Annotated in this window: 14 protein-coding genes and 1 pseudogene; 10 read left to right on the top strand and 5 right to left on the bottom strand. The window is 48.7% G+C overall.

Going from position 1 to position 22,462, the window contains the following annotated elements; translation table 11 throughout:
* Positions 1-3 precede the first annotated feature (3 nt).
* Entirely contained in the window at positions 4-468 is a 465-nt protein-coding gene (locus ACJJIF_RS20965; RefSeq protein ID WP_444930193.1) for a hypothetical protein, read from the top strand.
* Between the two features lie 727 nt (positions 469-1,195).
* On the opposite strand, the pseudogene tnpA reads toward ACJJIF_RS20965, so the two are convergent.
* Positions 1,196-1,603 (bottom strand): annotated as a pseudogene (tnpA, locus tag ACJJIF_RS20960) (IS200/IS605 family transposase).
* A gap of 402 nt (positions 1,604-2,005) precedes the next feature.
* Here tnpA and ACJJIF_RS20955 point away from each other — a divergent pair.
* The 5 genes from ACJJIF_RS20955 to ACJJIF_RS20935 all read left to right on the top strand — a co-directional run bounded on the left by ACJJIF_RS20955 (position 2,006) and on the right by ACJJIF_RS20935 (position 10,930).
* Positions 2,006-3,169, top strand: a complete 1,164-nt coding sequence (locus ACJJIF_RS20955) for an MFS transporter (protein ID WP_444930192.1) — start codon at positions 2,006-2,008, stop codon at positions 3,167-3,169.
* A gap of 169 nt (positions 3,170-3,338) precedes the next feature.
* A complete protein-coding gene (locus tag ACJJIF_RS20950; protein ID WP_444930191.1) occupies positions 3,339-4,997 on the top strand; it encodes an alpha-keto acid decarboxylase family protein in 1,659 nt (552 codons plus the stop codon).
* Positions 4,998-5,850: 853 nt separating this feature from the next.
* The gene (locus ACJJIF_RS20945; protein ID WP_444930190.1) at positions 5,851-10,122 is read left to right on the top strand and encodes an RHS repeat-associated core domain-containing protein; all 4,272 of its coding nucleotides are present in this window, start codon (positions 5,851-5,853) and stop codon (positions 10,120-10,122) included.
* A 16-nt stretch (positions 10,123-10,138) separates the two neighbouring features.
* Positions 10,139-10,555, top strand: a complete 417-nt coding sequence (locus ACJJIF_RS20940) for an SMI1/KNR4 family protein (protein ID WP_444930189.1) — start codon at positions 10,139-10,141, stop codon at positions 10,553-10,555.
* 51 nt (positions 10,556-10,606) lie between these two features.
* Entirely contained in the window at positions 10,607-10,930 is a 324-nt protein-coding gene (locus ACJJIF_RS20935) for an AHH domain-containing protein (protein WP_444930188.1), read from the top strand.
* A gap of 357 nt (positions 10,931-11,287) precedes the next feature.
* Here the strand turns inward: ACJJIF_RS20935 and ACJJIF_RS20930 are convergent, their stop codons facing one another.
* Positions 11,288-12,274 carry a transposase gene (locus tag ACJJIF_RS20930; RefSeq protein WP_444930187.1) on the bottom strand — a complete coding sequence of 329 codons (987 nt, stop codon included), beginning with the start codon at positions 12,272-12,274 and terminating at the stop codon, positions 11,288-11,290.
* Between the two features lie 330 nt (positions 12,275-12,604).
* Between ACJJIF_RS20930 and ACJJIF_RS20925 the strand changes: the two genes are divergently transcribed.
* The 4 genes from ACJJIF_RS20925 to ACJJIF_RS20910 all read left to right on the top strand — a co-directional run bounded on the left by ACJJIF_RS20925 (position 12,605) and on the right by ACJJIF_RS20910 (position 15,971).
* On the top strand, positions 12,605-12,934 hold the full coding sequence (locus tag ACJJIF_RS20925) for a YceK/YidQ family lipoprotein (RefSeq protein WP_444930186.1): 330 nt from the start codon (positions 12,605-12,607) through the stop codon (positions 12,932-12,934).
* 442 nt (positions 12,935-13,376) lie between these two features.
* The gene (locus tag ACJJIF_RS20920) at positions 13,377-13,808 is read left to right on the top strand and encodes a DUF6892 domain-containing protein (RefSeq protein ID WP_444930185.1); all 432 of its coding nucleotides are present in this window, start codon (positions 13,377-13,379) and stop codon (positions 13,806-13,808) included.
* Positions 13,809-14,284: 476 nt separating this feature from the next.
* The gene (locus ACJJIF_RS20915) at positions 14,285-15,412 is read left to right on the top strand and encodes an acetyltransferase domain-containing protein (protein ID WP_444930184.1); all 1,128 of its coding nucleotides are present in this window, start codon (positions 14,285-14,287) and stop codon (positions 15,410-15,412) included.
* 85 nt (positions 15,413-15,497) lie between these two features.
* On the top strand, positions 15,498-15,971 hold the full coding sequence (locus ACJJIF_RS20910; protein ID WP_444930183.1) for a hypothetical protein: 474 nt from the start codon (positions 15,498-15,500) through the stop codon (positions 15,969-15,971).
* Between the two features lie 60 nt (positions 15,972-16,031).
* Here the strand turns inward: ACJJIF_RS20910 and ACJJIF_RS20905 are convergent, their stop codons facing one another.
* From ACJJIF_RS20905 to ACJJIF_RS20895, 3 genes are all read right to left on the bottom strand, one after another.
* Positions 16,032-20,039 (bottom strand): translocation/assembly module TamB domain-containing protein, encoded by a 4,008-nt coding sequence (locus tag ACJJIF_RS20905; protein ID WP_444930182.1) that lies wholly within the window; start codon positions 20,037-20,039, stop codon positions 16,032-16,034.
* Positions 20,039-21,838, bottom strand: coding sequence for an autotransporter assembly complex protein TamA (locus ACJJIF_RS20900; RefSeq protein ID WP_444930181.1), 1,800 nt, complete (start codon positions 21,836-21,838; stop codon positions 20,039-20,041). The genes ACJJIF_RS20905 and ACJJIF_RS20900 overlap by 1 nt, the downstream gene beginning before the upstream one ends.
* Before the next feature lie 141 nt (positions 21,839-21,979).
* Positions 21,980-22,357 carry a hypothetical protein gene (locus ACJJIF_RS20895; RefSeq protein ID WP_444930180.1) on the bottom strand — a complete coding sequence of 126 codons (378 nt, stop codon included), beginning with the start codon at positions 22,355-22,357 and terminating at the stop codon, positions 21,980-21,982.
* Positions 22,358-22,462 lie beyond the last annotated feature (105 nt).

Raw genomic sequence — 22,462 nt, 5'->3', positions numbered from 1 at the left:
AAAATGAGCTTTAAATATCTATCATTAATAGCTTTAACACTTTCTGTGCTGGCATGCACAAACACTAAAAATGAAGCGGATGTTGTTGGTGTATACAAACCCTCTTCTAAAAATTGCCTCGGAAACTCTTATGAAAAATCCTCCTGCGAGGAAATTAAGCTAATAGAAATTACAAAAGGTAATTTCTATAAAATAGAAGATCACGAGTATGCATTCGTTATTTGGAGTGGCGAGTCGAACTTAAATTACAATGCCAGAAAACTAGACGGACTTAGAAGCACCACCCAGCTACCATTAAAGCTATTTATTGAGAATAGCGAGAACTTTATTGAAAGTGTCGAATTTATTTCCGCTAAAAATGGTAAATACGAGTTTGGAAACCCTTCTTCACTATCAACGATTAACTTTGTTAAGGCTGACTTAAAAGATTTAAACAAATATACTAAGGATTATCCGGGTAACAATTAGCTAAATCGGATAGCCGGTAGTTTCTAACTACCGGCTATCACACCACCCATCGTATGGGTCCGCAATGGGCCGTTCCCTATCCGTAATGAATTTCTACCCAACGATAGTGTCGAGTAGGTCTTTATCTAAGCTAAGTGTCATGGCAGTGCCTCACCTCAAGTTTATCCGACAGGAAACATATCAGTAGGATAGCCCTACTAATGAGTCAGCGGCCACACTGACAGATTCACAGTAACAAGTTAAACCAATCTCCCCAGATAAGAACGTGAACTTTCACTACACAATTGCATCATTTGCTCTACCGTTACGAAGTTCTGGCCACCTCACCTCCAGGCTAAGCCTTATAGGATGTTTCTGTTCGTCAGCTCATAGCTTTGCTAGCGGCTTCCTCCCATAAGACCTCACGGTCTTGCAGTTGCCATTTGCTAGTAGTTAGCATTTAATGGAGACCATTAAACGGTGATCCTCCTACAGGAGGCTTTCGCCCCATTTGAAGATGGCCTTATTACAAAACAGGGCCAAGAAATTAATGCCCTCTTTTACTTTAGATCAGGCAAGGCATAATAAGTTTAGACAGGCAGACCTACCTGATCAGCGAGCCTAGCTAAAGGCGCGTGTAGCAGGCATGACTTTTAAGTAAATATCCCCCGGGGGCTTTAATTGTAAACCGCTCAAAGCGGTCTGTACGGAACTACGTTCCTCCCCCCCAAGGGGGCTACTTGTGTCTTTAAACTAAACTCAGCTGGTCTATTCGCTGATCTTCCTTTTCCTGATTACGAATATACTCTCTGATCACCTTTTCATCCCGGCCTACAGTAGAAGCAAAGTAGCCCCTAGCCCCAAAATACTGGCCTACGTAGTTCCTCTGCTTTCCTATAAATGTCCTCATTATACAGATTGCACTCTTTCCCTTTATATATCCCACTACCTGAGATACTGTATATTTCGGTGGGATAGAAATCATCACATACCCCTCCTCAATCAGACTCTTTTTCTGACGAGCCAACTAATGGAATACCGCAGGCGATTCTCTTCGTATCTGCCCAAATAAAGCTCTCCTGCGGAACTTGGAAATAAAGACTATATGGTACTTACACTCCCATTTCGTGTGACTTAAACTATCCACCTGTCTCATGGTAACTCCTTGTGTGTTGCTTGGCGGCTCACACATTGGAGTTACTATGAGACTTCCGGAACTGTCAAACTATGCGTGCCTCCCCGGCAAAGCCGGGGGGCTTCCTTTTGGACTAGGTACGCTAACTTTGGAGGGTATCAGCTTTACCAACGGCCATCAGGATGTATATCTGACCTGCACAAAAACTATTAACTAAGCGCACGCTAAAAAAGTAAAAGCCCCGCCCTCACAGAGCCTTTACGCTTGCCCAAATTCATAAATGAAAAGAGACTGTCTAGAACATGATAAAATGCGCCTACGTTTATGGCGCAAAACAAAGAGTGACTAGCACATAAAGCGCTCTAATGGACTACATTTTTTGCCTATATCAACTTAAAAGCCAAGTAGTTCCTGATTAAGCCATTGAACAAGACCAGCGAACCCAATTTCCACTACCTCTCCTATGCCCTGACAGCTGTCAGCTATATGACGCTGATGCTATCCATGCCTTTGAGCGATACCATCGCTAACAGCCTGCAAGTTAAGGTCAGCCAAGTTCACTTAGGTATCAGCACCCTCTACTTGATGTTCTCAATTTCTGCCATTGTGCTGAGTATGTTATCCGATATTTTTAGTGCTGAGCGTGTCCTAAAATACGCCCAAATGATGTCAATTGCGGGGCTTTTTACTATAGCCAATTCTCATAGCCTCAGCATATTTCATCTGGGTTGCGCTCTGGTGGGAGGTGGTACGGGCTGCTACTCATCTGTCGGCCGCTCTGTGATGCTGCGCCACTCAAACTCCCCTGCAACCATTAAAAAAAGGACTTCATTTATATCGCTGACCGTTATTGTCGCTCCAATTCTATCTTCCATTTTAGCCCGCACCTTTATCCCTATTGATTGGAGAATTGCCTACTACATAATGATTACCGTAGAAGCGGTCACACTGGTTATCTCGCAACTGGTTTTAAGGCGAGACCAACAGCCCTTATTGGCGTTAAACACCATTTTAAAAGTATGGAAACAGTGTCTGACCACAAAAACCTGCATGCTCAATATGCTTTCAACAGGCGCTGGCTACGCCCTCGTGATGCAGACCATTATCGGAAATATCCACGGAATACTGAAGCATGCAGCAACACTTTCCTACGCACAAATGAATCTGGTGGTTTCCGGATTGAGCGTTACCTATATCCTCGGCATATTCACCTTCCGGGCACTCGTTAACTCCGACAAGCTGCCAACACTGAGGCTATTGATAACACTATTTATCCCCCTAACCACCTTTATATTTTCGCAGTACCACAGCGACCTATTTCCCCTGCTAAGCTCTCTCTACCTATGCTGCTTTGTTGTAGGATTCCTCAACCCCTTGTCAAGCAGTTTTGCCATGGCAGATATAAAGGCGGGCCACGGAATGGCATCTGCATTGCTCACTTTTTCCTTCGCCTTTATTTCAGCCATTTATAGTTTCACCCAGGGATATCTGGAAATAGCGCCTATTCAATTTACCACTCTCTCAATGATTTTTTCTTTCAGCTTCCTTTTTATCCTGGCCATCGCCTTACGCTACAAAAAGTTCTAAGCCTATATTTCTACGTTTTTACCCCAACCTTAGCCCAAATGGAAAATCGCCAATTACTGCAAGAATCCACCAAAGAGGCAGCTACAATAGCTAGATTGAGTCAATCTCAGGCCGGTATGCATCCAACCGACACGACGTCATAGACCCCAAAAGCCAAGGAAGTCAGAGCATGGCTAGCCTGTCAGAATTTATTCTCTCGCGCCTTTCCACTATTGGCATTCAACATATATTTGGTATTCCTGGCGATTATGTGCTGCCCTTCTTTGAAACAATGGTAAAAGATGAAAGCCCAGTTACCCATATCGGCACATGTAATGAGCTAAATGCCGCCTACCTGGCCGACGGCTATGCCCGCATAAAAGGCCTGGGCGTTGTTGCCGCCACCTACGGCCCCGGAGCTTTTAACACAGTCAATGCCGTGGCAGGCGCCTTTAGCGAGCAGGTTCCACTACTGATCTTAGTAGGCGCCCCCAAAGAGATAGACTTAAACAGCCGGAAGCTGCTGCACCACGCTGTAGGTACTGATTTTGACGCCAGCCTGAGAGTATTTGCTCCCATTACTGCAAGCAGCGTGCGACTGCGGGAAGGCGACCCGCTTATCGAAGTGATTGACTCCAGCATTAAAACTGCGCTAACCGAGCTCAGGCCGGTCTACCTGGAAATCCCCTTTAACCTACAAACTCGACAACTAACGGATATTCCCCCCTGGCACTACTCCCCCCCAAGCAGCGATCCCAAGCAATTAATTAGAGCCCTGGATCACATTACACAAGCACTACATAACGCCAATAACCCCTGCGCACTTGCCGGCACTCTTATTGACAGAAATCAACAGGAAACCATCGCTGAAATTTTTCTGGCAAGCACTCGCATCCCTTTCGTAACTACTTTCGACGCCAAAGCGGGCTACCTGGAGTATCTACCCAACTGTATAGGATTTTATCAGGGCTGCATGTCTGAAAAGAGCGTAAGGGATAAAGTCGAAAATGCAGATCTACTGTTAAATCTCGGCATGCCGCTAACAGAATTCAACACCGGGGTATTCTCAGCTAAAATATCCCCCGAGAGCAATATTGCTTTAAATCAAGATTCCGTATCCGTTTTTACCAAAGAATTCCCCAACGTCTACTTTCGGGATCTACTTCCGGCACTTGTCGAGCGAGTGGCTGAAGTAGGCTTTCAAATGCCAGAGCGCAGCTATGCAGAAACCTTCCCCTTTACCTATACCAAGCCGCTAAAAATAGAGCGTAAGCTACCGATAACTATCAATAGTCTGTACCAGCAATTGGCACACTTTATTAACGATAACGACATAATAACGGGAAATACCGGAGGTTATATTAATCTCACGCGGATGCGTTTGCGCAAAGGTAATACTACCGCTGGGCTGGGCAACTGGGCCTCACTGGGCTCTGCATTCCCGGCAGCCGCAGGCATGGCTATTGCCAACCCGGAGAGACGTGTGATCTGTATTGATGGCGACGGATCTTTTCAAATGACCGGCCAGGAGCTTTCAACGCTAGTTCGCTTTAAAATTAAACTACTCCTTATTATTCTTAACAATGCAGAATACGGTTGTGAGCGCGCTATACACCCGGGGATTAAAGACCCCTACAATGATATCCAGCCTTGGAATTACCATCTTCTTCCCGAGGCTTTTGGTGGTAATAAAGCGCTAAATGGCTACGAGGTTCGTACCGAGCAAGATTTCGGTGACGCCTTAAAGGCCTTCTCTAGATTTGACGGACCGCTGATTCTCAATGTTCACTTAGAACAATCTGAGCCGGCAGCATTTTTTAAAAAACTCAGCCAAGCGATGCAGCATTGATGGGATTGCCCAATAAAAAACCATCAATATGGTCTTTTAGATATTACCAAGCTTCATTAAGCTCAGAGTAAAACATCAAATAGGCTATTAAAACTTTCGTGAAGACCATCCCCACAGTAGTCGCAGAGATTCGCTATTCACTTGACTGTATCAATCTCAGTGGTCGTTGGCAGTATTTTACTCCGCGACATTCGATTAACTACCGATATCTATACGTCAACCAATAAACTTAACCCTTATCTAGAACCCTTTGCACATCCCCCCTCTACAGAATCTTTTAACGTCAATAGAGTCATCTGGCTCAGAAATCTATTCAGATTTCGCTATACACGCGCCAGCGCAGGATTCGAATACAAGCTTGTCGATCAAGCCTTGTACTTCACTATTGCTAGCTGCACTAACTTCTAGCGACTTACAAACCCCATATAGACAAAAAATTTCGGCAATATATTTTAGTTAACATATACAATTTTGATTTCATCTTCGATATCCCTACCCTATTACTTTTATAGAATTTACGGTAATCTCATCTAATTGACTTCAGAGCCCGGTATCATCCGGCGACACTGGGCTCCCAGCTTTAAAAATTCAAACAAAGAGGGAAGTCTAAACGTTAGTATTCCATTAGCTTTAATAGAAAATCACTAACAATTCTAAAAATCGAATTTAATCGACACCAATACTTACTTAAAACAATCACACACTTACAGTCAAGTGAATCATGTTTTTAGAAGCCCTTATAAAAATAAGTTAAATCAACAGGTCGCCCAAGTCATTTATAGTTGCCCAGCACCCTCAGTTTGTCATGTATTTAGCCAGGTTATCCCTAAACGTGAATACTTAAGGAAATACAATGCTGATAAATATTGAAGATAAACAAGGTATTCAGTACGAAGTCCGTATGGGCTGGGCATCTCAAACTGGTACTCCCATCCAAGCCGATGCCGGCCATTTGCTTTCGATGTTTGACGATGCAGCAATCGAGAAAATTTACCAGCACTTTTTCGACCCGGGATCTAATTCCTATAACCTGCTCACTGCAAGTACCCCAGCTGACACCTCGGGCGCTCTTTCTCTGGGCCCCGCATCTGAGCCCCCGAGCCATTTATCCATCTATGGACGGGAAATTCACCGCGCCCTAATACAGAATCGGCTGATTATCGAGCAGGTGTCCAACGTAGCGACAGCTAGAGGCGGCCAGCAACAACAGGCATCCAACAGTGATGGCGCCAATTTCTTCGACTTTAGTTCCCTTGAGGTTGATATACAAGAGAGTTTAAGGAACGACGCTACCTCTTCAAGTAGCCTCGATATTTCGAATATTACTACCTCAAACTCCAATGAACACAGCAGCGACTCAAATGAAGCGCAAAATAACCCGGCGGACAATACTAACGAACCAGACAACGCCACTGGCGCACTGGGACAGACACCTGAAGGTGACGCCACACAGAGTGCTGAAGACTCCTATCACAGCGGTGACCCAATTAACTTAAAAACCGGGGAGGAGTTTTTATCCCTGGTGGATGCGGTGCTGGATGGCCCGCTGCCATTAACCCTGACCCGATCTTATCGCAGTAGTAATAGCGAAGATTTTGGTCTGGGCCACGGCTGGGCGCACACCTTAAACGAGCGCCTGGTCCCGGGTAATAAAACCGTAAAGTTTTATGATGCCGAGGGTCGGGTAATTAGTTTGCCGACACCGGGCAATAGCGGGCGCAGCCACAATGTGGTGGAAAAACTCTCCCTCACCCAAGTAAGCGATGAGCACTGGGTGCTAAGCCCCTACGGCGCCTTAAATGGCGTACAAAAACACTTTAAAGCGATAGGCGAGAGTGGCACTCTAAAACTCTCTGAAATTCGCGATGGCTACGGTAACTACTACCTGTTCCACTATATCGGCGAACGCCTGATTTGTATCGAGAGCAGTCTCGGCGAAGCCCTACATATCAGCCCACCGGAAGGGCAGCGCAACAGCCTGCGCATGGGTGAGCTAAAGAAAGAAACTCGCGATGGCCGCATTAAAATACTGGCTCAGTACGAATACAGTGACGAAGGCGACCTGATAAAAGCCACCGATGTGGATGGCTACAGTGAGCACTATGAATATCACCAGCATGTTATTACTAAGCGCACTTTAAAAACCGGCTACCGCTTTTACTTTGAATGGGATAGAGAGGGTCCCTCGGCCCGCTGTATACGCCAGTGGGGCGATCCCATCAATGGTCAGGCTACCTACAACTATACGTTTGCCTGGGACGAGGATGGCCACGGAGTTACGGTGACCGATACCCGTGGCGGGCAGGAACGCTACCGTTTTAATGAGCGCGCCCTACCCATTTATCACCGCGACCCCGAAGGCGCAGAGACCCTCTACAGCTACAACGAACTGGGCCAGGTGACCAAGGTCCAGCTGCCCAGCGATGATGGCAGCCTGCGTGAAGAGGTCTATCAGTACGACAATCAGGGGCGCCTGACCCAAAAGACCGATGCCGCCGGCAATAGCCACCGCATTGAATACAACAGCGAAGGCTTGCCTGGCAAAGTCACCGACCCATCTGGCAATACCTGGCAGCGCGAATACAACAAAAACGGCCAGATCGTTGCCACCACCAACGCCCTCGGCAACAGCACCCGCTACAGCTATAACCCGGTCGGCCTGATCGGCAGTGTTACCGACCCCCTCGGCAATGCCACCCGCTACCTGTGGAACCCGGAAGGTCGGCTCGCAGCAATCCAAGACCCCATGGGCCGCAGCCAGCACTATCGCTATGATATGGCCCGCCGCCTGCAAGAAGTACAACACGCCCCCGGCCAAGTCACCCGCTACGAATACGACAGCCAAGATCGTATCCATGCGGTTATTACCCCAGATGGTGCCCGCACCCAGTACAGCTACAACGCCCAAGGATTGCTTGCCGAAATTACTGACTCCGAAGGCCGCAGCACCTGCTACGCCTACGACGGGCTCAGCCAGGTTAAGGCGCGCACCAATCCAGATGGCAGCCGCCTGGAATACCACTACGATGGCGAGCGCAACTTAATCGGACTCACCAATGAAAATGGCGAGCGCTACCAGCTTAAATATGACCTCAACGAACGCCTTATCGAAGAAGTGGGCTTCGACGGCCGCGTAACCCGCTACGCTTACAACCGCGCCGGCCATCTGATCGCCTCAAGAGCGATCACGGATACAGAAACCGGCAAGGGTATCGATACGATCTTTGAACGCGACCCCTTCGGGCGTATGTTGGAGGAAGTGACTCCAGATGGGATTACCAATTTCCGCTACAACCGCAGCGGCCAGTTAATCGAAGCGGAAAATAGCCAGCGCAAACTGCGCTGGGAGTACGATGCCAATGGCCGCGTCACTGCGGACTGGCAGGGCAAAGAGAAGCTTACCCATCAATACGATGCCGCCGGCAACCGTATCGCCACAACCTTGCCCGATGGCGAAGTGCTCAACTTCGCCTTCAACCCCGCCGGCCAATTCCAGAGCCTGCACCGCCGCCCAGTGGGTGGTGACACCGATCAGCTGATCACCAGCATCAGTCACGATGAACAGGGCCGGGAGAGTCAGCGCCAGCACGGCAATGGGTTGGAGAGTCAGCGGGATTATGATCCTCAGGGACGGCTGCAAAAGTTGCGTCTAAACAAAGCCAGCGGCCCAGTCTCTGAACCAACCCAAAGTGCAAACTCCATATTGGAGCGCGGCTATCAATACAACAAAGCTGGCCAGATTTCTAAAATTGAGGATAGCCTGCGTGGCACACGCAGCTACCACTACGACGCCCTGGATCGCCTCACCCAGGTAGATGGCCCCAACCCCGAGTATTTTGTACACGATCCTGCACACAATATTCTGGCCGCCGCCAACTCAAAGGATGGAGCGAAACAGCAAGCCAGTGCCACTCAAGCCAAAGGCAATCGCTTAGCTTTCCGTGGCGATACCTACTACCGCTACGATATTCACGGCAACCGTATCGCCGAATTGCGCGGCAAAGGGCAGAAGCTGCAAACCCGCTATCACTACAACTGTCGCCAACAGTTGGTGCGAGTAGAAAAACTCAAACTGGAAGAAGGGGCAGAACAGCTTCAGCAGGAGATTCACTACCAGTACGATCCGCTGGGCCGTCGTATTGGTAAGAGCAGCAATAGTGAACACACCAATTTCCTCTGGGATGGGAATATCCTGCTTCGTGAAAATAAAGCTGATATCCACACCCAGCAAGACCTGAATACTCGGACTTACTACTTTGAACCGGGTACCTTCAAGCCGGTTGCACTAAAGGAAGGCAAGCAAGAGAAGGAACAGGTTTACCACTACCACCTGGATCATCTGGGAACGCCTGATACCCTTACCAATCAGGAAGGTGAAGTAGTTTGGAGTGTTGCCTATAAGAGCTATGGCAATATTGCCCTAGCCCACAAGAATCAGATAGAACAGCCGATCCGCTTTCAGGGGCAGTATTTTGATGAAGAGACCGGGCTGCACTACAATCGGTTTAGGTACTATGATCCACAGGTGGGGGAGTTTACTCAGCAGGACCCGGTTGGATTGTTGGGTGGGTCGAATAGCTATCAGTATGTGCCTAATCCGGTTGGGTGGGTGGACCCGTCGGGGTTAACTGCAACGAAGGAAGGTCCATATAGGCAAGTTAATGCGATTGCTCGGCCACAAGTACAGAAGGCTGCTGTTCCAAACGAAATACCTGAAACAAATTATGTGTATTTTAATAAGACGCATAAGGATTCCTTACCAAAGCCAAAAGGGAGAGGTCCGAATGATGGAAGGCTACAGTCACATCATGGGTTACAGCAGCAATGGGCTAAGGAAAATCTTACTGAGTTCGGGTATGACGCTGATTTAGCCCCATCAATCACCCTAGAAACTGGTAAAGATTTACCACATACAATCATCAGCAATGGACAAAATGCCCGTAGAAATGCTCGTGTAGATGCAGGGCAAGGAAAATGGAGTTCCAGTTTGCAAGATGAGTTGCAGTACATTGTCGACGATATGTCTCAAGCTGGTTTTCAGCCGAAAACCATAAATCAGGTACTTGAACAACAATATAAAATGTTAGAAAAGTTAAATGTGCCTTACCAAAAGTTGAATCAGTAACAGGTTATTTATGAGCATGCTTGGAAACTTAAATTCACGCTTAAAAATTGAAGCTAGTGAGGAAGCGGCAAGTTCGAATGATATTAATTCATTAAAAGAATTTAGTAGCATTGAATTACCATTGGATTATTGTGAAATAGTTGCTGAAATGACAGAGGTTGAGATTCTTGTCGATAGTGATAGATATTTTAGGATATGGAGCCCTGATGGTTGTATTGAGATGAATGAGGAATATCAAATACAAGAATATATTCCACAGTCGTTAGCTATTGGTGATGATGAAGGAGGGGGGGGCTTAATCATGATGACTGGGGCAAAAGGATTTGGGCTTTATAAAGTTGATTTTGGTGATTTAGATGTTGAAGATGCAGAGTATATTTCGGATTCTTTGAGGACTTTATTAGTCGATGGCATTGGGTTAGAAAGAATATAGTTTGTTGTTCCAAACAGCTCACTTGCAAATGTTGCAGATGATGTTCGTTTGTTGTCTGGTTCAGAAGGAGTAGTTACCGGCGGTAATTCGAGGATTCTAGGCCAAAATCTTCTTGAGTCTATGGGGGTTGATAAGAATCTCAAATGGACTGGCTATCAAGCGCAACACATAATTCCAAGCCAATTGAAAAGTCATCCTGTTTTACAGAAAGTAGGAATCAATTTGGATGAAGCTTCAAATGGCATTTTTCTACGTATCCCTGATGAAGGTATTAGTCCTATGGCTCGCCATAGGGGATTCCACTCCGTCTATAACCAAGTAGTTAAGAATCGTCTGGATTCAATTGATACAAACAGTTCTGGACACCCACGATAACACCTTGGTAAATCTTCTAGCGGACACGAAACTGGACAGGACACGAAACTGGACACCCACAGATTGGAAAGCGAAACTGGACGGAAAGCGTGGAGACAGTTCTGGACACCCACGGAGACGCCCACGGAGACGGAGACAGTTCTGCGGAGACAGTTCTGGACACCCATAGTTTGGAAAAGGGTTCTGACTTTCCACGAAACGGCAATAACATTTCTGGACACCCATAGATCAGGATCACGAAACTGGACACCCAAAGATTGGCAATCCTTGGACACTCTTCTGGAGAACAACAAAACAGGACATCCAAAGAATGGAGAATCGAAATCTAGGGGCAGCTGATAAGCGGATTTCTGTAATTTAGCAAGGGGTGGGGCTAAGAAAGCGCTGGCAATCGCGCAGCCCGTGCACCCAGCGTTTATTTTGCTGCGCACAGACCTGGCGTACCGCTTCCGCCGAGCCCACCAAGCGTTTAAAGCGGCTTTCAAAATTGCGGTTTAGATAGAGCCAGTGTTTTGGCGAAATACCCAGCCGATTTAAAATAGGTGGGATGTTTTCGGAAATAGCGCCGCGCTTTTTAGGATGAAGCTGCCGGCCACTCCAGTCTACCAGCTCTAAATAGTGATCCAGCTGAAAAGGCAAGCCTTTAGGCATATCCTGGCGCTCCCCGCCCACCAGTGGCAGTAGGCTTTTGGGCTGCTGGCCTGAGATGGCTGTGTGTATGCGTTGCTGGATCGAAGTGTAATCGGATTCTTCTGGAGTTTTAGCGATACCGGCACGGATAGGGTTGAGGTCCACGTAAGCGAGGCAGGCGGCAAGGGCTCTTTCATCCAGCAAGGCCTGAGATTTGAAACGCCCTTCCCAGAAACGACCGGTGCAGTTGTCCTCGGCATTGGCCTGGCGGGCGATGGACTCGTTCAGGCAGCGCATAAACCAGCTGATATCGACCAGGCGCTCGCGCCAAAGGGATGTCACCTCCTGAAGTTTTTCCAGCTCGGCGGCATCCAGGGCTTCACCGCGAAGATAACGTTGGCTCAGCGCAGAACCTTTGAAAAGTTGTTGCCAGCGTTCAATTATCTCGATAGTGGACCAGGAGTTTGCTGTGGAGGTATCGATATAGAGCACAATATGGGTGTGATTACTCATTACCGCATAGGCAGCGATATCGAGAGCAAAAATTGAGGCCAGCTTATGCATCCTGGCCTCAATCCACCGGCGCCGGTGCTCATAGTCTTTTCCGGATTTCGCATCCCTACCGCAAAGGAACGCTCTACGCACACAGCGGGAGACACAGTGATAATAGGGGGTCGCATCAAGAGAGATTTGCGTGCTGCGCGGAAGAGTCATGGACTTTCACCTTTTACTGTGTTTATATCCAGAATTTTGATCATTCTGCCTGTGCTGTGTCAATTGGCTTGACCCTTTAAGCTTCTACTTTGGTGGATGTCCAGAATTACTACTGTTTGATGTCCAGAATTACTACTGCCCATTTGACGGCCAGACTTACTCCAATTTGCTCAATTCAATGTAGAAGAAATGGATTAAGGGCTCTTTACGCAACACATCACTCAAACTTGAAGCATTAACAATATAAGCCGCGCACTTAAAAACTTGGAACCAATTAAGAAGCTGCTACTCTATTGCTCTGCAACAAATCACATCATCAAGGATTAATGAGTGAAACATACAATCTCTTTAATATTAACCTCCCTGCTCTGCGCCTCATGTGCCACCGTCAAGACAGTTAACCCAAGGGACAATCAGGTAGATATCGCCCATAGAGGCCACAAAAGCTATTGTGAAAGTATTCCAAGAGTTTACAGCGGCACCTCTTATTCCTTCTGTCTGCTAAATAGCGAGCCCAGCAAAACCACAAATACTGGATCAACACTCAATCGTGTTCCCCTAGTCGCCATAGACGCCGCCTTTTCTGTGGCAGCAGATACAATTATTTTACCCTATACCGTAGTGACTCAGGCACAACACGGCAACATCAAAGTAAATTGATAAAGCCCAGCTGTGAATTTAGGGCTCTGGAGCAGCTGTCGACAAAGCCTCCCTGAACACAATCCCTTTATTTACAAACAATCTATACCTTAAAAGGCCGAGATCACCGCCCCCATGGTCCGGCCTTCAGTAGAGCCCCAAAGAAAAATCAAATAATATCGTATACTGGGCAATAAAAATAACCTTGAATACCCCACCTGCACCACCGTTCCAACAAGATTCAATCCGAGCATTAGAAAGCAATTTCCACCTGCGGAATATAGATACAATATAGAGGGAAGCCAGCCCCCAGTAACAAGAGATAATGACCGAGAGAGATAGTATTAACAGCGCGCAATCGCCATACATGGCTCATACAGCCCAGAACGCAGTGTACTCTTTCCCTCTCCCTTCTCGGCAACCCCGATGCAAAATAAAAATCTCTCTATAAGGACACTTGAATATGAGCGAGTACGCTGAATTTAGAGACAAAAATTTTAGACTGTTAGTACTGGAAAAATTGATCTACGACTACAAAATAATACAACCTGAATTCGATATTTTTCAATTTACTGAAACTTACACGGAAAGAGAGATAGATATCGAAGAGGAGGGTTACGACCCCATCCCTGAAGCCCTACACTATTTCAACTCCATTCAAATCAGAAAAGAATGGCTAACGGACATCACCAACCTCCATCAGGAAGGCGGCAACCCTATTTGGCTACAAATCATTCCCTTCTGGTGTGGCACTACCGACGACTTTGACATTCAATCCAGCGATGACGCCGACCTCCTACCCAATCTGGAAGAGTTAACTATTTTTTATAATGAGAAAAACCCAGAAATCTTAGAAGAGTTCAAAGCAAAAGGCATTAAAGCCAAGTGGCCCTAGCTCAAGAAAAGCCTTATTGAAGGGGATGTTCAGGGCCCACGCCCAGATAGGGCTGTATGTAATAGCCGCCACTAAGTTGGGGCGACATACTCAAGATGCACCAAAAGAAACTACAAATTTCAATCGGAAGGGCGCAGCTTGAGCGCCGTATATTCTCTCCCTGCGGTATTCCACAGAAGAACCTCTCTCCAAAGGCTAGCTTTCTGTAACCCGTACTATGGAAAAACAAAACTAGCTTACTTGCACCATCGTTCCTTCATTACTCAGCCATACCCGTAAAAACCCATTGGTCACCTACACAATATAGGTACAATACAGAGGGACGCCAGCCTCTTTATCCTCAAGCAACAATAAACAACGGCCGAGAGAGATAATATTTATAGCTCGCCTTCTTATTCCACCAAGCCAATTTCAAGGCGGTCAAACCCTATAGAGGGGCAAGCCCTATAAAGTTCACTTACTGTGGAGATACCAACTTGCGATATCCGGCAATAGACATCACTAGAGGTATATTGGTGATCATTATGGCTCTCGACCATACTCGAGATTTTTGGACTTCAACTCAGTTTGACCCTTTAGATTTATCCCAATCATCCCTCGCTTTATTTTTAACCCGCTGGATTACACATATATGTGCCCCGGGCTTTATCTTCCTGACGGGATTAAGCGCATACTTCCACGGCAAGAAACTTAATTCCAAATCCGAGCTGGCAAAATTTCTGCTACTTCGCGGGATAGTACTCGTTATCTTCGAGCTAACCCTGGTCAATATCTCTTGGCAATTTGCCTATAATTTCGCTTTTGTGCAGGTCATTTGGGCTCTCGGAGTATCCATGATCATACTCGCTGGCCTAATCTATCTGCCAATGATAGGGACCACTATCGCCTGCCTAGCCATAGTCTCCTTGCACGGCTACCTAAATGACGACTTCATACGTCAACTACTCGGGGGCTATGAATGGCTTTGGATTCTTGCGCATGTGCGCACTGGTTTTAGGGTTTTTAACTTCGATATAGAGATCTTTGCTATTTACAGTATCATTCCTCTCTTTGCACTTATGTACCTGGGTTACGCCTTTGGACTGCTCTATGAGATGGCAAATAAGCAAAGAGAGCGTCTGCTTATGCTAACGGCGGCCGTCTTATCTTTGATATTTATTGCAGTCAGAATGATCGGCTTTGGAGATCCCAATGATTGGAACCCACAGCAGGGATTCCTGGGCTTTATCAATACCGCCAAATACCCCATGTCATTCAGTTACATCTTGATGACCATGAGTATCGTTCTGCTGATTATGGCGATCGTTGAAAAGCGACAAAATCGAATGCTGGATATCTTACTTCTTTTTGGCCAGGCCTCTTTATTCTTTTATTTACTACACATACCGCTTATCAATCTGTCCGCGCACTTATGGAGCTACTTGGAGTTCGGTGTTGCAACCAATTTCTTCAACGGCTCCAAAGTATGGCCTGAAGGCTATGAGCCTAATTTACTAAGAACTTATGCCTATTGGGTTGTTCTGATTGCGATACTCTACTACCCCTGTAAAAAATATCTTAAAAAGAAGAAAGAGAGCAGTTCAGTGATCTACTCCTACGTCTAGAGAGCGATACCTCTTTACTATATAGAATGGTCACCATCAGCCTGGAGGGGGCGCCCTCCAGGTTAATCGAAAGGAAATATAATAGATGTTAGAAAAGATAAACCAATGGATCGATCAGACACTTATTGACTTCAAGGACAAAAGGCAATCCTGCGATCGGTTCAGAGGAGAGTTTGCCGGGTATTACAGTGAAAGTTTTCTCTGCCGCAGCTACTTTGTTGTAGTTAATGATATCCCAAAACCAAAGTTCCCCGAATTGTACCAAATGGGCCTGGGCGATTTTGTCGATATGCAAGCAGCGGGTATCACCTATAAAGATACCTACTTTGTTAAAGCGCCCTATGCAGGGGATAGCTCCCTCCATTTTCACGAGCTGGTTCATGTCCACCAGTGGTCGCTATTGGGGGCAGAGGCGTTTATCAAGCGCTATATCACTGAAATCCAAACTTATGGCTACAATGATGCCCCCCTGGAACAAATGGCCTATAGACTGCAAGATAGATTTGAAGAGAGTACTGCGCCCACCGATGTTTTAAATTACGTGCAGAAGCACTTGTAAATAGTTTAGAGCCGCAGAGTTACTGTGTTCTAAAGTTAACTACCCTTAAAACCACTTAGGTTAGTAGTCTTTCTTCCACTGTAACTCTACACTGCCGGAACCACTATCGCCGTCATCGGCACTTTGGAACTCCAGATTGAGTTTATCCCGCAGCTCTATTTGCATTTCCGCTTGCCAGGGGCTGAGGGGATCGGTACTTCTCTGCAATTCGATATAAATTCGATTGGTAATATATTTACCCAAACTCAATGCGTACTCATCGCCTTCATCCCCCTCCTCCTGCTCGATATTGAGCGTATCCAAGTGCAATAATTCGCGCGTCTTGGCAATGGGGTCCAACACTGCGCGGCCTGACTGCAAACTGCGCACAACGCTGACTAGGCGAACAGCCTGTAGTGGTGAAATATCGGATAGCGACTTACCAAATAGCAGCTGCGCCAGTATCTCATCTTGGGAAGCCGAGGGATCAGAGCTAAATGTAATATCGAGGTCGGCAGCAGTACCGGATATCTCAGCCGTTATCTCACCATCGCTATATTCATAGATGCCCTTTACCAGAATTGCGACTTCATTATTTTCGAAACGCACTTCTCCATCGTCTAAATCGAACTTCTTACCGAACAAATCAAAACTGCCACGCACGATGGTCAATTCACCAGAGGCTTTTGGCTTGGCAGCAGTGCCCCGAATATCGATTTGCCCGTGCAATTGCGAATTTAACCCAAGCCCTCGCACATAGGATTGCTGGTCCAGTACAACCTCGACATCCAGTTCAATTGCACTGAACAGCGGGGGAGATTGCTGTACTTGCACGCCATCGGTTTGAACTTCCACTACCTGGATTTCCGGCACACTACTGCCAATCCACTGCTCGATCTGTACCGCCAGTGGCTGCAAAGTGAAGCGCCCGGTAATTTTACTATCCCGGGCAGAGCCCGACAGGCGGGCATCACCGGATATGGCACCGCGCACACCTGGGGAGTTAAGCAAGTGGGCCTTGCTGAGGCTTAACACCAGATCAAGACTGGGGGCGCTGTCTGGAGGCAAGAAAACGGCGCCCTCCAAATTGATGCTACCCCCATCACCGTCCGTAGCGCTCCCCTGTACAATTCGCCACTCCTGCGGAGATAGCTGTGCAGAGAAATTAATATCGTCGATACGAGTGTGGCTGGGGCGGTGTTCATAACTGCCATCACTCAATTCGATCCCCCCCACTAAAAGGGGGCGCTGCCAGTTGCCGCTACCTTTGACATTAAAACTGAGCAAGCCGCGCATTCGGTGGACACGGGGATCGATATATTCCGCAATCACTGACAAATCGGCAGTGCCGTGACCCTGCAACTGTAAGGGCACATTTTGCAGGCCGCCCTTGCGCTTACTGTCGGCAAATAACTGTGTGAGCAGTGGCGCGATCAATAGATTAATCTGGCTATTCACCGCATTGCTGCCACCGTGCTGGGCAAGCAGGGAGGTACGCAATTCCCCCTTGTCGGTTTGCCAGTCGAGCACTATCGATAGCGGTTGAACCTGAATCCCCCCCTGTCCTCGCCCCAGGGCTTCCCCGCTAATCCGCAGCTCACCGTCGAGTTCAGGCTGTTTTGGGCTACCGCCAATGCTCGCATAGAGGCTGACATCGCCATTGCTCGCCCTACCGCTGGAAAAATGCTTGGCCAGATCCGACAGATCCCCCTGACCGCGCAACTCTAAATCCAGACGCTCGGCATTCAGACTACCCAGTATCGACAACTGATTGCGACCGGCCCAGAGTAGTTCAATACTATCGGTTACCAGGCTCTTATCGCTGTAATCTACACTGCCCTGCAACTGCCAGGGTTCCTGGCGAAAATTGCCCTTGGCGACCAGATTGACCTTGATTTGTGGATTTGAAATTGCGCCATCAACCCTGCCATCCAGGCTCAATTCCCCCTCCAGCGAGTCGGGCAGTGAAACACCGGCGAGGTCAGCCAGAAACAGCGGCAGGTTGCGTGCCCCCATATCGATTTGCAATCGATCCTGTCGCGGCTCAATCGAGCCGTCGGCCTGTAGCAGTGCCACCCCCACCCGACCCAGCTGTTGGGCATCTTCGGCGAGGGCTGTCAGGCGGCTCTGGCTTTGCAGGGGTTTTGTCTCCCCTTTATCAAAACCCGAAGCAATCAGCGGAGACTGGGGGCCCCGATTAACGGGGGGGCCAAATAGATTGCCGTGACCATTGGTAAACAATTCCAGACGCAGATCGCTGACGGTAATTAGATCCATATCCCCACTGGCTTCCCCTTTCAAGTTAAAAGGGTAATCCTGCGCGACACCGTCGGACTCCAGGTGAATCTTGAGCTGGGGGTTACTCCACGCCCCCTGCGCCGTTACTGCGGACGATAAGCCCAGGCTCACCCCCTCAGCATCGGTCATTCCCAGATCATCCCGCAAGCTGATATCTCTGCCATCAAGCTGCCCGCGTACATCCAGCTGCTTCTGCTCAATATCGAGCTGACCGGCGATATCCAGCTTGAGTTTTTCCCCGCTAAGCTGCATCTCATCGATTGTCAGCGTATGCAGATCTCCACTGAGTGCTGCCGTCAACTCACCCTGCAAGTCGTGGTAAGCGCCCTCTGCACTCAAAGACAGCTTGAGATTGGGATTTTTCCAAGGGCCGCTAGCCTGCAAGTGCAACTGGTGCAGGCTGCCGGACAGGGCGGTGGGAATCACCACACTACCGCCCTCGGGTAGTGCAGCCGTTAGCCGGCGAATTTCTTCAATATCCAGCTCGTCAATCTTGCCGCGCAAATCCAGAGCCTTCAAATGGGTATCTACAGTGCCGAGCACCTCGACCCGAGCAGCGGCAAAGTGCAAAGACAGGGCTTGCAGATCGATCACCCTCGCCCGGGTAGCTACCCGTCCCTCCAGTTGCAGGGGCTGCTGCCGATAGCGGCTCTCCGCTTGTAAGCGGCCATTGATACTGGGCTGTTGCAGGGTACCCTGCACGGTAAGGTCGGCACTGAGCCAACCGCTGTCGAGAACCTCCTGCCAGGGGCGGGAGAGGCTTAGCGGGATCTGATTGAGGTTAGCCGTCACATTAACGCCGTCAGCGCTAACACTGCCTTTAAGGGTACTGCGCCGCTCATCCACCCGCAGCCCAATCCCTGTTGAAGAGAGGCGCCAGGGATTGATATCCACTTCGATACGTCCGCTGAGATCCAGTTGATGCTCCGCCAGTGGGGCCGCGATCGAATCGATATCCAGCAGTAGTTGCTGTCCCTGCCGGTACAAGGATACTGTGCCGCGAGCATCCAGCAGCTGATTTTCCGGCAGCTGCAACCAGCGGCTGGCAAAACCCTGGCTCAGCTCACTGGTGGAGAAGGCGATCACAAAACGTTCACCCTGTGTCTCTCCATTGACGACGAAATTAAACCCGGAATCGTCCAGCTCACTGATATCGATAAATAATTGTGCCGGTTTATTCTGCCAGCGGTATAGAGCATTGGCTTGAATGGAGAGCGGGGGAATATTCCCCAGCTGGCTATCCACTAATTGCAGACGCGCTATATCCAGTTCCATCAACTGAAAAGCAGGTATGAGCAACTCCCACTGAGTCGGTGCCGGCCCCTCAGCGACAACTTCACTTCCCTCTGCGCTGGACTCTGCCAGTGCAGCGATAAGCTCATTGAGAGTATCCAGGTTGAGCAGTAGATCCCGGACCCCTACTCTCTCGATATCAATGGGATCGCGGGACAGGCTGTTGAGCCTGATCTCCAAGTCCCGGGCTCTGGCCAGCGTATTGTCTCGATAATCAATTCTCAGGTGCTCAAAAAACCAAGCCCCTAACTTTTCACTGCGAATTCCATCCGCTTCAATATCGAGGTCCGCCACCCATTGCTCAGCGAGATAAAAAGCCCCTCGGGTAAGGCTCACACGCCCCGCCTCAGTGCTGAGAAAATAAATAGCAGACATCAGGAGCAACAGGCAGATGCCCGTTAGCAGGGAACCCCTGGCACCGAGGGAATGCCAAAACCCGCGCAGGAAAACCGCAAACCAATGGGCAAAGCCCTGTGCTAATAGGCTCAATCTGCGCATCAAAATGCCTGCCCCAAGCTCACATATACCTGATAGCGGTCGTCGATGCCCTCACGGCGATCGAGGGGAAAGGCGATATCCATGCGAATGGGCGCAAAGGAAGTGATATAGCGCACGCCAAAGCCCGCCCCCCAAAACAGGTCGGAAAACTTCGGCGATGGGTCCTCATAGGCATTGCCGCCATCGAAAAAAATCACCCCACCCCAGGTATCGGTAAAGCGAAAACGACCCTCCAGGGAAATTTCACTGAGCCCTCGGCCACCGATGGCGTCGGAAAGGGACTCCTCACCATCATCATCAATTTCCACCAGTCGCGGCCCCAACTCCTGGTAGCCATAACCCCGTACAGAACCACCACCACCGGCATAAAAGCGTTCATCTGCGGGCAGCTCAAGATTCGACTCCCCAATAATTGCCCCCGCCCTTAATCTGAGCGCCAAGGTGGGCTGGTAGCGCCACTCACTGGCGGTCTTGTACGCGGTGAGCTGTAGGGTATTTTTGATAAAGGTGGTATTGGTATTTCTCAGGTCAATATAGGGTTTTACTTCCAGTGCAGAAGTTGCCCCGCGACGGGCGTCCAGGGGTTTGTCGGTTGTATTTAATTTAAAACCCAGGGGGAAAGCCAGCAGGGTGTAGTTTTCATCGGGGTCATCTTCATCAACCGCCCCTTCCACCTTCTCATCCACCTCACTGAACTTCAGTTCAATACCGCCACTCAGTGTGCGATGCGTGCTAATTTTTCGCGAGACCAGAGCGCTAAATGTCAGGGACTCTGAACTATAGGAATCGACATCTTCCCCCTCCAGAGCAATACTCCCGGTTAGGCGCTGCTTGTCATGGAAGAAACGCGGGATCGTCAGCTTGCCCTCCAGAGTTTGTTTCACCTCGTTCAGCTTGCTTTCAACCTCAATTTTCTCCCCGCGATGAAAAGCATTGCGATGCTCCCACGCGGCCGAAATACCCGCCCCCTCATCGGAGGTATACCCCACCCCCAAAGTGATTGTGCGGTGATTGCGCTCCTGAATAACAAAGGTGACATCCACCAAGCCATTGTAGGGCTCAGAAACCTCAGTATTCACATTGGCAACCAAGTTGGTGCGCAGCAGACGCAGCTGGGCCGCATCCAGTTGCGTGCGCCTGAAGCAATCCCCGGGTTTGACCTTCACCTTGTCCAATAGGTAATCCGCCTCAATGGAACTGGCTCCCTCAATGCGAACTTCGCCAATATGAACTTCAGGGCTGGGGGCCACCCGATACTCCAATCGCGCGGCGGCCTCCCGGTGAATCACGGTTGCCTGGTAACTGACATCAACGTTCAGCAGGCAGGCATTTTCATTGAGGTACTGGGTGATCTTCTCCGAACCCTCGAGCACTTTGCTGGCAATCAGAGGGTTTCCCATATGAATAGGCAAGCCGCTAAAACCCGCTCGCAAGCCGCTGGGCATTTCAATATCCAAACTCTTGATATGGTATTGAGGGCCGGGGGTTACTTTATAAGAGACCTGGTTATCGGCGACAGATTCATACACAGTGGCATCGTAATATCCCTGTGCACGCAGTAGTTTTTCCAGGTTGCCCCGCTCATAGTGGGCAATATCGGCCGGCTCTTCGTAGCTTTCCAGCACACTACTGTTTTTGCGCAGCTCATTGAGTTCGGTGGTCAATTTTTGTTGTAGCTGGGGGTCGCCCTGTAGCGACAGGGTAAAATCCGGTAGGCGATCCCAAAACGGGATAGCCGCTGCCAGGTGAGTTGGCAGTGCGCTCAGGGTAACAAGTAGGGAGACAAGGAGAATTCGCAAAGTCTTTATCCAGTGTCAGTAGCGGCTATTCCATAAAAATCCGGGCATCCCTCCCTTTCGCAAGCTTGTGTACCCAGCTGATCGCTACAGCTGGGATCGATCAATCGGCCTATTAAACGCCCAATAAGCCGATTGAGATATTTAGGGCTGGGCCGCTGTTTGGCTGGGCAGCAGTGGGTTACAGTTTTGGATAATCACCCGCCCCTCCAGAATATTGCCCTTGGAATACTCGGTGAAAATACACTGATTTGTTTTCGGGTTATAATTTTCGATCCACAAATTATCCTCCTTCCAGGTAGCACCAATGTGCCGGTAACCATCGGGCACAGAGATACGCATAACCCCGCCGAAGCGCTTCACAAACACCTGCTCATAGTGAAAATAGTACGCAAGCCAGCCGCCCAAAAAGAAAACCGCAGCCACGATTGCGCCAACCTTAAGGCTGCCCATACGACTGCCGACAAAAAGGGCGGTGATAACCAGGGCAATAATTGCTGCCCAGTAAAGATAAGTAACCATAAATCTCTTTCTACCGTGAATTGTTACTGTTGTTTATAGGGGCAAGGGTAGCGCAGAACCGCAACAAACAAAATGGTGCCGGGTTACGCTCTCTTACCGCTCACT

The sequence above is a fragment of the Microbulbifer regidiadema (SeqCode) genome (assembly GCF_052467605.1).
The sequence above is the reverse complement of the archived record's forward strand: the minus strand, read 5'-3'. Positions and strand labels throughout refer to the sequence as shown.